Here is a 10,259-nt window from a genome sequence, read left to right as displayed (position 1 = left end):
GGCTGAGTTACTCCCCGAACTACTGTGTAGCGCATATATAAGGTGATACTCTAAAACGCATGGGCCACGGAAAAAAGCGTCACTCTATTTGCGCGTGAACAAGCAACTTCAAGTTATCTTATCAAGCGGCTGTTTTCAATGAAAACCATTGCAGGTACGCAGACTCACCGTGCCTCTCATTTCAACAACCACTTCAAAAGCGGCCGCATGAGGTCGTCGTGACCCCCGATTTCGGGGTGCGGCGCCATGAGGATCACGCGGCCGCTTCCGTAGCCAAAGGCCACCATGGCCGGAAGATGATTGTCGGCGCCGGTGGCCAGGACGGTGATTTTGGCCTTGCCGTCGGGTTCAAAATAGGGGCCCGCCATGTAAACGAAATTCTGCGTCAAAGGGGCGCTTTTGTAGCCCTGGAGCAGGGCGTTGTCGGTATTCAACACAAAAGGGATGTTGGCCCAATGCCCCGCGTAATAATCCGCGATCTTGTTCAAATCGCCGCCGATGGTGGCGGCGCCGTCAAACAAATCCAGTGAATACCCCGACTCGTCATCGTAAACGGCGTTTATCCACTGCACCCTGTCGGCGGCAAAATAGGCCCCGGCGCAGATTCCCAAATAGGCCCCGCCGCTTTTTATAAAATTGCGGATCCGGCCCTTTCCAGTCGCATTGATGAATTTGTTGTACCACGGCGCGTAGCCCCCGGGGATGAGAAGGACGCGGTAACCCGAAAGCGGATCCGCCCCGCCGTTGAGATCCTTTGGCGATATCGTGTTGTGGGAATACTTAAGGCGCGAGAGCATTTGCTCAAGGTAGGCCACCCCTTCGGGCCAGACTCCGTAATCCTTGAAATAGGCCCCCCCGGATTTATCGCTGTAAACGGCAAAGTCGATCTTGTCTTGCGCCGGAGCCGGGGGAGACAAAAGAAGGATGAAAAAACCCGCGACCAGGATGGAGGCGGTCTTTCCGCGTTTAATCACGACCGAAGCATACCGTTTTTTCGATGGAATTTCCAGCGCACTCGTGTCAGAGTCGTTTCGTTCCATAGTCTTGACATCATGCCCGACAATGCCTCCAAAAAAAAACTCGCCCTCGTCCTCTCCGGCGGCGGGGCGCGCGGCGCCTTTGAAGCCGGCATCATTCATTACATCCGGACCAAGCTCCCGCCGCAGATCGCCCACAAGCGCCCCTTCGACATCTATTGCGGGTCATCGGTGGGGGCCATCAACACCTGTTTCATGGCCGCCTCCAACCATAACCTCGAATACCAGGGGAGGCGGATTTTCGCCATCTGGAACGAACTGGAACAGGCCAAAATATACCGCCGCGGCGTGGGAATGCTCACCCGGTTTGTCAGCCGTACAATCGCCGGAACCATGCGCCACTTTTTCGGGCTTCAGCCAAAGGCGGAGACGATTCAGAAATTCAAACAATATCACTTCGTCGGCCTGCTCGATACCAGCCCGCTCCCCTTTTTTTTGAAGGAGATCATCGCCTGGAAGCAGATATCGCTGAATGTCCAGCGTGGCTCGCCGTTGGCGGTCAGCGTCACCGCCACCAACGTTCATTCCGGAAAGATGGAGCTGTTTGTCGAAAAGCACCCCTCGGTCAATTACACGGGGCGGCACCGGGCCCACTTTGTCACCGTGGAGGCGCGTCATGCCATGGCCTCCGCCGCCCTTCCCCTCCTCTTTCCCACGGTGCGGGTCGGAAGCAACTTCTATTGCGACGGGGGTTTGCGCCTCAACACCCCCCTTTCGCCCGCCGTCCAGCTGGGGGCCGACAAAATTCTGGTGGTCGGTCTGCATCACAAAACCGAACGGGCCGAACAGGCTGTGGACGAACCTTTCTTGGAGCATCCCCTTCCGCCGACGATGGGGGAAATTCTGGGCAAGGTGCTGAATTCCATCTTTCTCGACAAGCTCGACTACGACATTGAACAGATGGACCGGATCAACCGGGTGATCCAGTGGGGCTCCGAGGTTTACGGCGCCGACTTTTTGGAGAGGGTGAACGGCTATCTCAAGGAGAAGGGATTAAAAGGGGACATCGCCGCGCGGGGCCTGAAGCGATTGCAGGTCATGACCATCTTTCCATCCTCCGACATCCGCACCATCTTTCGGGAATGCGTCGATGACCCGAAATTTTTGAAAAAGAACCTCACAACGTTCGAACGGACCTTGATGAAGGTGCTGGATGTGGATATCCGGCACGGGGAGGATTTCCTTTCTTTTATCCTCTTTATTCCCTTCTACATGAAACGTCTGCTGGAACTTGGCTTCGAGGACGCCCGCAAAAATCATGACCGGTTGGTTGAATTTTTTGAAAGCAATTGAAAACGCCCCCATTGTCTAACTGTCGATAATTATTACCTAAAATACTACCCCAATTAGTTTATGCACCTGACGGCAAAAAACACACAACTTTTATGAGGCGCAGACGATAATAATGGGTGTGGATGAACATTTAAGGGGATTCCAATGAAACCTTGTCTCTTGATTCAGAAGATTCTTGCAGGGACGATTCTTGCCCTCTTTTTTTCTCTTCCTGCCACAGGTCAGGAGCGGGCCGGCTATGTGGTGACCAGCCTCTCCAGTGAAAACAATTTTCCAATTGCCATGGATATCGATTCAACGGGGCGGATCCTCGTTTTGGGCTATGAGGATTTTTCCGATCTTGTTTTTGAAAACACCGGTGCGGGCTGGTTAATGACCGGTTTTGAATATGATCTTGTGCTTATCCGCTACACGAGCGAAGGAGAGCTGGACACAAGTTTCGGAAACGGGACAGGGATGGTCCGGATCGACCGCGGAGATGACGACTGGCCTCTACTTGTCATGGCCCTGGATGACGATTCTATTCTGGTGGGAGGATTCACCATTTTTGACTTAACGGTGGAATTAACCGAGGATGGCGGCGTCAACAGTGAGGGCGAAACGACTGATCTGGTCGCTTTCGACGCCAGTGAGGTCGAACCTTTTTTGATGAAACTGACCCCAGCGGGTGAATTGGATGCGACCTATGGCGGGGGTGATGGTCTTGTCTCATTGGAACCGTTTGCCTCCGGCGCCGTTCAGACGATCCTTGCCGGCAATGCCATGGATGAGATTGTGCTATTTGTCCTTTATATTACGGATGCCGGTGTGACGGTTGATGTAAGTTCGTACGATCAAGACGGCACCAGACAAGACGTTTCTGGTCCGGCGACCTTGTCGTTGTCCAATGAGTTTGTCCTGTCCAATGTGACCATCGATCAGGAGGGACGGATTCTGATCGCGTGGACCGCGTTAGGCGGCGATTTTGCCGTCACGCGCTATCGAACCGACGGTCAACCGGATACGGAATTCGGCGACGCGGGAGGCACTAAAACGGTTGATTATGGCGATGGGGATGTATGCAATCAGGTTGTCCTTGATGAGGAAGGCCGAATCTACCTTGTTGGAAAAACCGGTGTCACAAAGACAGATGGGGATGAGGGGTATGATTTTGCCGTCGTTCGATTGGATGAAAGGGGCCAGGTGGATTCAACCTATGGCGAGGGGGGTTTTGTGATTACCGATATCGGCTCGGATATTGACGAGGCCATCAGCGGCATTTTTGATGCCGAGCAAAGATTGGTTGTGGCGGGGGGCTATCATGTCCTTTTTGAAGACGACCGATTCAGCGTGGCTCGTTACACCTCTGCAGGAGCGCTTGATTCGACTTTTGGAGATTCGGTTGCGCCGGATACGGACGGAGAAACCGATGAAAATGATTCAGGGGGGGCGGCCCCTTCCAATGAGGATAAGGGGGGGTGTGCCTTAAACCGCGCCGGTCAAGGAACGACAAACGGTTTTCTTGTCTTTTGGATCGCTCTTTTGATTGTTTTTTTAAGAAGCGCCCATTTGTGGCGCTGTACCAGACATGCCTAGCCGACAATGACGAAAATCATTCCCATTGCCTCCAACGACGACTTTCTCCAGTGTTACGATTCCAACGAAAATAAAATGCCCGACCAAGGAGAGCTATGCGCCTTTGAAGATGGCGGCGCACTTTTCGCTTTTTCCTATTTAAAGGAGGAATCAGGCGTTTATTTTTTCGAGTCTGCCATGCTTCCTGCTCAGGCACCCGACGGGCATATGGAAGGGGGACAATTCGCCTATATTCCCGGCGATGGGTTCGTCTTCCAAAATATCAGCCTCGACGGCGATTTATTTCTTATGGCCAGCGGAAAAAAGCCGTTTGATGTGTCGTCTTATCGCGTTCTCGGAAATCACTTTTGCGAAGGCCAGTATCGTCCGATACTTGACGATATCCCCGGAACAACGTTCCGAGACATTGTTGATCCGGCCTCCCTGGCGTCCATGAGTTAACCGCCAAGGGCCGTCTGGCCAAGTACATCGGCGATTACACTATTGTTCTCGATGCCGATTGGACAAGGGATCTTTTTGAGGGAGAAGTTGCCCCGAATACGGCGAAAATCAACGATTTTAGAGCCGTTGTTATCCACGAAGCCTGCCACGCCGATGATCCTTATCTTATCGGCGCTTCATTAACCCGCGACGACTACAAAAGGATTGATGAACAGTTGAAAAAATTTCCTGATCCTTTTTTGCGTGATCTCGAAAAGTCTGCTCCTTCTGCCGCTTGGCGTGTTGAAAAGGCGCGTCGGCTTGCGGAAAACAACGACTTTTTTAAAAAGGATTTTGAAGGGCTGAAAGATGAATACCGGTGGGCTAATTACCCTCTCTCTGACGCCAAGGCCTATCAATTGACGATCATCAAAACCCTGACGGAAGCGAAAGCATACCTTGCCGAAATAAACTATATGCTCAACCAAGGGATTAAGAACTTTTCACAAGGCTTTGTCGGCTCCGACCTTTCGTATCTTTTACAATACCTCGATATTCTCTGTGATTTGAGCGAACTCCCGGACGGAAAGGAATTTCTCAAACAGCACCTGAAACTTTTGGGTAAAAGTTCAGCGCTCCGGGGTTTTTTGATTGTCGGTCCTCGGGCCTCATTTTTGAGATCGCCTTATTATACAGATCGCCTGACGAAATTACTGAAGGCTATTGACTTGTGATCGGGTAATTGTTGCTTTAGCTAATGGGTTTTGTTATGCTGTATTTGAAGTGAGCGTTGAAATTACAAGTCTATGACTTTACTCGAGCGTATCACAAGAGATCCAAAGATCTGCCACGGCAAGCCCTGTATCAAAGGCACGCGGGTCATGGTGTCGGTTATTTTGGACAATCTGGCGGCAGGAGAAACCGGAGAAGCCATTCTTAAAAGTTACCCTTCCCTGACCCAGGAGGATATTCAGGCGGCTGTTGCCTATGCCGCGGAGCTTGCCAGGGAGCGATACATCCCTTTTCCCTCTGAACATTTGCATGGATTTTAAAATTGACGAGAATTTGCCTGATGAGCTCTCTGATCTGCTCAAAGAGCGTGGGCATGCGGCTTGCACCGTTCTCGAACAAAAATTGGGAGGCCGCCCTGATACTGAAATCATCGATGTTTGTCTTGGCGAAAAAAGGGCTTTAATCACACTGGACTGGGATTTTTCCGATATCCGGCAGTACCCTCCGGAAAAATATGCAGGTATCATTCTTTTAAAACCACAGAGCCAGTCTAAAACAAGAATTCTGTCTCTTTTAAAACAATGCATGCCCTTATTGGATGCAGAACCTATTACAGGGCAGTTGCTTATTCTTGAGCCAGGAAGGTTGCGAATTCATGAGCCTTCAGGCGCGTAGAGGAGCAGGCGGGAGGCGTTTTCGCCGTTTTCTTCCACATATTCGTCCATACTTTTAATCAACCGGTCGATCTCCTCGATTTCCCGGTTGAGCGAGGTCATGGCGACATGAAGGGTGACGGAGAAATTTTTTCCCCCGGCGGTAAAGGGGTGATTGGCCAGATTGTTCAGCAGGCGCTCCCAGGTGGCCCGCGCCTCATCGAGCTTCGTGTGGGGTTGAAGGAGGACAAACCGGTCGTTGTCGAGGCGGGCCAGAAGGTCGCTCCCCCGGATGTCGCGGACCAGATACTGCGCCACATCCTTGAGGATTTGTTCCGCTGTTTTTTTTCCGTATTTTTTATTCATTTCGAAAAACTGGTCGATGTGAAAAAGGGACATGGTCAGCGGAAAGTCATACCTCCGGGAGCGCCTCCGTTCTTCGGCAAGCCGGGTGTTGAAGTAGTGTTTGTTGTAAACCGAGGTGAGGGGGTCTTTCAGATAGGAGGAGATCTGATTTTCCGAAAGGTTCCAGTAGACCTGCTCCCATTTCTTGTGCTCGAGGGCGCGCATGACCGCCATGGGGAGGATGGGGGATTCCAGTTCGTGCCGGTTCAGATAATCGCTCGCCCCCGCTTTTTTGGCCGCGATCGCGGTTTTTTCCTCGCCGTCATTGACGATCAATATCGCGGGGAGGGTGTTTCCGGAGAGCCGCCGGGATTCGCCCAAAAGATCGAGGCTCGTCATTCCGGAAAGGCCATTGTCGATGATCAGGAGGGCAAAGCCTGTCTCCTGCATCAACGTGACCGCCTCGGGGCCGCTTGGGGCAAAGACGAGCTCAAAACCCTTCAACCCCCGTTCAAAAACCGGGTGATTGCGGGCATTCCCGTCCGCAATTAATATTTTGATTTTTGGAGCCATTCTACTTGGGGCCCTTTCGGCCCGTTTGTTGCTACACGCGTCTATTTATTTTCGGGCCTCAAACCCGCCTGCCAATCCGGCGGGCAGGTGGCCCCAAACCCCGCGCTCACAACTGGCAAAGCCAGATTGCTCGCTTAGACATGAATTTTAAAATTTTATCAGGAAAAAAGGGGGAGAAAAAGGGCGAAGTTATTTTTTTTCTAATCTTTTGGAATTATTGGAATTAATCGACTGCCATTGGAGGGGTATTTGGGGCAGGAAGGGAAAAAGGAGAAAAAATCCATGACGCACCGAGTCGAACCTTCCCTCTTGTTCCCCGCCGCTTCATGGTTATAATTCAAGGTATGTCCCTTGAACGCCGGCAAGACGAGTTCCTCGACTCACAGGTCGTCACCGAAAAACAGATTCGGGTCAAAAAGCCGAGGATGTACGCGGTGATCCTGTTGAACGACGATTACACCCCGATGGATTTCGTGGTGTGGCTCATTCAAACCGTTTTTCACAAGCAGATCGATGAGGCCACGCGACTGATGATGGATGTCCATCTGAAAGGCAAGGGGGTCTGCGGCGTTTTTACCTGCGATGTGGCGCGGACAAAGGTGACTGTGGTTAAAGAACTCGCCAAAAAGCATGAACATCCGTTAGAATGTATTATGGAAGCGGCCTGAAGAAGAAGTCGGAAGACAGGAGTCTAAAAAAATGTTGGTTACCGAGGAACTGGAAAAAACGCTCGAACGGGCCTATCGGGAGGCAAAAACCCGCCGGCATGAGTACATTACGCTGGAGCACCTCCTCTATGCCCTGACTTACGACCCCGTTGCCTCCCGGGTCCTTGCCGTCTGCGGCGCCGACCTCGAAAAGATCCGCCGCGATCTCTTGGAATTCCTCTCGGAACATCTGGAGGCGCTTGATGGCGATGTCGAAAGCATCGAGCCACAGTACACCATCGGGGTTCAGTTTGTTCTGCAGGTGGCGGCGGCCCATGTCCAATCGGCCCAGGCTGGGCTGGTAGCCCAAGCCGGCCTGGCGGCCGGAAAAAACCAGATGGACGGCGGCCATGTGCTGGCGGCGATGTTCCGCGAAAAAGAGTCGCACGCCGTCTATTTTCTGGCCCGGCAGAATGTCTATCGCTTCGATGTCGTCCGTACCCTGTCGCACGGCCTTAAAAAAGAGGCCCTGCCGCTTCTCCCCCCGCCCGAAACGGAATTTGACGAGGAAGGGAGGCCCGCAAAAAGCCGCGACCCCCTCACCCGTTTTTGCATCAACCTGAACGAGAAGGCCGCGCGAGGCGCCATCGATCCGCTGATCGGCAGGGAAAAAGAGATGGAGAGGACCATTCACATCCTGGTCCGCCGGCGGAAGAACAACCCGATCTTTGTCGGCGACGCCGGCGTTGGAAAAACCGCCATCGCCGAGGGACTGGCGCTCCGGATTGTCAACAGGGAGGTTCCCAATTCGCTTCGCGACTCGGTCCTTTACGCCCTCGACATGGGGGCCCTTTTGGCGGGCACCAAATTCCGCGGGGAGTTTGAAGAGCGGCTTAAAGGGGTCATTTGCGCGATGACCGAAAAAAAGAACCGGATTCTCTTTATCGATGAAATTCACACGATCATCGGCGCCGGGGCCGTTTCCGGGGGGGCGCTGGATGCCTCGAACATCCTGAAACCGGCGCTGGCCAATGGCGATATCCGTTGTATCGGCACCACCACGTACAAGGATTACCGGACCGTGTTTGAAAAAGACCATGCCCTCTCGCGCCGCTTCCAGAAGATCGACGTCGCGGAGCCGACCTCGGAGGAATCCCGGCGGATTCTTAAAGGGTTAAAGAGGCACTATGAGTCGTTCCATGGAGTGGCCTATTCCGATTCGGCGCTTAAAAGCGCGGTGGATCTTTCGGCCCGATATATCACCGACCGGTTTTTGCCCGACAAGGCCATCGATGTGATGGACGAGGCGGGGGCGGAGGTAAAACTAAAATTCCAAGTCCATCCGCCGAAGGCGGACCAAAATCGGGGATCAGTTCCGCGCGTTTTGTCGCGGGATATCGAGGGGGTGGTCTCGCGGATGGCCAAGGTACCCGCACATTCCGTGAAGATGGATGACCGCGAAAAGCTCAAAAACCTGGGCAGAGACCTCAAGCTTCTTATCTACGGCCAAAACGAGGCGATCGATCAGGTCGTTCGCGCGATCCAACTCTCCCGTTCGGGTCTTGGCGAGCCTTCCAGCCCGATCGGATCTTTTTTGTTTGCCGGCCCCACCGGGGTGGGAAAGACGGAACTGGCCCGCCAGTTGGCGCATGTATTGGGGATCGAATTCACCCGCTTCGACATGAGCGAGTACATGGAAAAACACACCGTCTCGCGGCTGATCGGCGCGCCGCCGGGATATGTGGGCTTCGATCAGGGGGGTCTCTTAACCGACGCGATTCACCGGAACCCGTATACAGTCCTGCTTTTGGATGAAATTGAAAAGGCGCATGAGGATATTTACAATATTCTGCTTCAGGTGATGGATCACGCCGCCCTAACCGACAACAACGGCCGGAAATCAGATTTCAAGCAGGTGGTACTCGTCATGACCACCAATCAGGGGGCGCGCGAAAGCATGGTCCGCACCATCGGTTTTGAAAAGGAGGAGTACGAGGACAAGAGCTTAAAGGCGATTGAAAAGGCCTTTAATCCGGAGTTCCGCAATCGGTTGACCGCCATTGTCCGGTTTAATGCGCTCGATATGACCATTGCCGAACAGATTGTGGAAAAGATGGTCAGCGAGCTGGAGGAGCGTCTGAAAGGGAAAGGGGTCACGCTTACCCTGGAACCTTCCGCACGCAAGTACTTGGCCGAAAAAGGTTTCGACGCGAAGTTCGGCGCCCGTCCCATCCGTAGGCTGATTGAAACCGAAATATCCCATGTCCTTTCCTCCGAAATCCTCTTTGGAAAACTTTCAAAGGGGGGGAATGTGGTGGTTCGAAGCGAAGAGGGGAAGCTGAAGTTTGATTTTTAATTCTCGTAATTCGTTCACGTTTTTCGTTCTTCGGGTCCGCCTGAGGCGGATGCGCATCCTAATGGAAAAAGTCAGAACTTGGTTTACCAATAACCCGGAACAATTCCAAGATTTTTCTACAGGAGAAGAGACTCATACTCCGGAAACTGAATAGTCATTCATTTTCTATAGAAGAAATTCCCGGAGATTTCCGGAAGAAAACAGATTGCGTGAACGAAGGAAATTCTGATTCCAATTCGAACGCGCACGCCGAGGCGAAATGAAGGAAGGTGGAACGCGCCTTCGAACTTCCGGGCGGCGCCCGGCCCTTCCCACCCTCCACCCTCCGAGTGAGCAAAACCCGCGCCTTCTCCGCCTGCGGCGGATCAGTCACGCTTTTTGCGTTTGCCCGCTGTGCGGGCGATGGAGCAAGCCGCGCCTGCCCGCCTTTGGCGGGCACCCACTGGGTCATCCGCCTACGCTCACGCTTCGGCGGACAAGCACGGCTTGCACCGAAGGTGTCCCTTCGGGACAGTTTGCCCCTTTCGGGCCATCAAGAGGAGCGGGGGACGCTTGGTTTTGATTTCAGCCTGGGCCATCCAAATACCCCGATCAATTAACGCCCAGGCGGTTTGCGTTTTTTCTCATT

11 protein-coding genes are annotated in these 10,259 nt (G+C 53.1%); 9 read left to right on the top strand and 2 right to left on the bottom strand.

Translation table 11 applies throughout. From position 1 onward, the window contains the following. Positions 1-176: 176 nt before the first annotated feature. On the bottom strand, positions 177-974 hold the full coding sequence (locus HYU99_07775; GenBank protein ID MBI2340245.1) for a hypothetical protein: 798 nt from the start codon (positions 972-974) through the stop codon (positions 177-179). 78 nt (positions 975-1,052) lie between these two features. Here HYU99_07775 and HYU99_07770 point away from each other — a divergent pair, with 78 nt between their 5' ends. The 6 genes from HYU99_07770 to HYU99_07745 all read left to right on the top strand — a co-directional run bounded on the left by HYU99_07770 (position 1,053) and on the right by HYU99_07745 (position 5,732). Next, the gene (locus HYU99_07770; GenBank protein MBI2340244.1) at positions 1,053-2,330 is read left to right on the top strand and encodes a patatin-like phospholipase family protein; all 1,278 of its coding nucleotides are present in this window, start codon (positions 1,053-1,055) and stop codon (positions 2,328-2,330) included. Between the two features lie 144 nt (positions 2,331-2,474). Further along, positions 2,475-3,905, top strand: a complete 1,431-nt coding sequence (locus HYU99_07765) for a hypothetical protein (protein ID MBI2340243.1) — start codon at positions 2,475-2,477, stop codon at positions 3,903-3,905. A 75-nt stretch (positions 3,906-3,980) separates the two neighbouring features. Next, positions 3,981-4,346, top strand: a complete 366-nt coding sequence (locus HYU99_07760) for a hypothetical protein (protein ID MBI2340242.1) — start codon at positions 3,981-3,983, stop codon at positions 4,344-4,346. A 215-nt stretch (positions 4,347-4,561) separates the two neighbouring features. After that, on the top strand, positions 4,562-5,059 hold the full coding sequence (locus HYU99_07755; GenBank protein ID MBI2340241.1) for a hypothetical protein: 498 nt from the start codon (positions 4,562-4,564) through the stop codon (positions 5,057-5,059). A gap of 72 nt (positions 5,060-5,131) precedes the next feature. Then, entirely contained in the window at positions 5,132-5,377 is a 246-nt protein-coding gene (locus tag HYU99_07750) for a DUF433 domain-containing protein (GenBank protein ID MBI2340240.1), read from the top strand. After that, complete coding sequence (locus HYU99_07745) at positions 5,361-5,732, top strand: DUF5615 family PIN-like protein (protein ID MBI2340239.1); 372 nt, start codon at positions 5,361-5,363, stop codon at positions 5,730-5,732. The genes HYU99_07750 and HYU99_07745 overlap by 17 nt, the downstream gene beginning before the upstream one ends. Here HYU99_07745 and HYU99_07740 read toward each other — a convergent pair. Next, the gene (locus HYU99_07740) at positions 5,711-6,628 is read right to left on the bottom strand and encodes a diguanylate cyclase (protein MBI2340238.1); all 918 of its coding nucleotides are present in this window, start codon (positions 6,626-6,628) and stop codon (positions 5,711-5,713) included. The two genes, HYU99_07745 and HYU99_07740, sit on opposite strands and share 22 nt — an antisense overlap. Positions 6,629-6,972: 344 nt before the next feature. On the opposite strand from HYU99_07740, the gene clpS reads away from it, so the two are divergent. From clpS to HYU99_07725, 3 genes are all read left to right on the top strand, one after another. Continuing rightward, positions 6,973-7,296 (top strand): ATP-dependent Clp protease adapter ClpS, encoded by a 324-nt coding sequence (gene clpS / locus HYU99_07735; protein MBI2340237.1) that lies wholly within the window; start codon positions 6,973-6,975, stop codon positions 7,294-7,296. A gap of 31 nt (positions 7,297-7,327) precedes the next feature. Continuing rightward, positions 7,328-9,631, top strand: coding sequence for an ATP-dependent Clp protease ATP-binding subunit ClpA (gene clpA / locus HYU99_07730; protein ID MBI2340236.1), 2,304 nt, complete (start codon positions 7,328-7,330; stop codon positions 9,629-9,631). A gap of 329 nt (positions 9,632-9,960) precedes the next feature. Next, positions 9,961-10,230, top strand: a complete 270-nt coding sequence (locus HYU99_07725) for a hypothetical protein (GenBank protein MBI2340235.1) — start codon at positions 9,961-9,963, stop codon at positions 10,228-10,230. Positions 10,231-10,259 lie beyond the last annotated feature (29 nt).

It is taken from the genome of Deltaproteobacteria bacterium (assembly GCA_016183175.1).
Classification (GTDB): Bacteria; UBA10199; UBA10199; order UBA10199; family SBBF01; genus JACPFC01.
This window is presented reverse-complemented; position numbering and strand designations above follow the sequence as displayed.

Coding starts and splice junctions, on each gene's coding strand:
- HYU99_07765 (MBI2340243.1), top strand. CDS start 2,475: ATGAAACCTTGTCTCTTGATTCAGAAGATTCTTGCAGGGACGATTCTT.
- HYU99_07750 (MBI2340240.1), top strand. CDS start 5,132: ATGACTTTACTCGAGCGTATCACAAGAGATCCAAAGATCTGCCACGGC.
- HYU99_07740 (MBI2340238.1), bottom strand. CDS start 6,628: ATGGCTCCAAAAATCAAAATATTAATTGCGGACGGGAATGCCCGCAAT.
- clpA (MBI2340236.1), top strand. CDS start 7,328: ATGTTGGTTACCGAGGAACTGGAAAAAACGCTCGAACGGGCCTATCGG.
- HYU99_07770 (MBI2340244.1), top strand. CDS start 1,053: ATGCCCGACAATGCCTCCAAAAAAAAACTCGCCCTCGTCCTCTCCGGC.
- HYU99_07760 (MBI2340242.1), top strand. CDS start 3,981: ATGCCCGACCAAGGAGAGCTATGCGCCTTTGAAGATGGCGGCGCACTT.
- clpS (MBI2340237.1), top strand. CDS start 6,973: ATGTCCCTTGAACGCCGGCAAGACGAGTTCCTCGACTCACAGGTCGTC.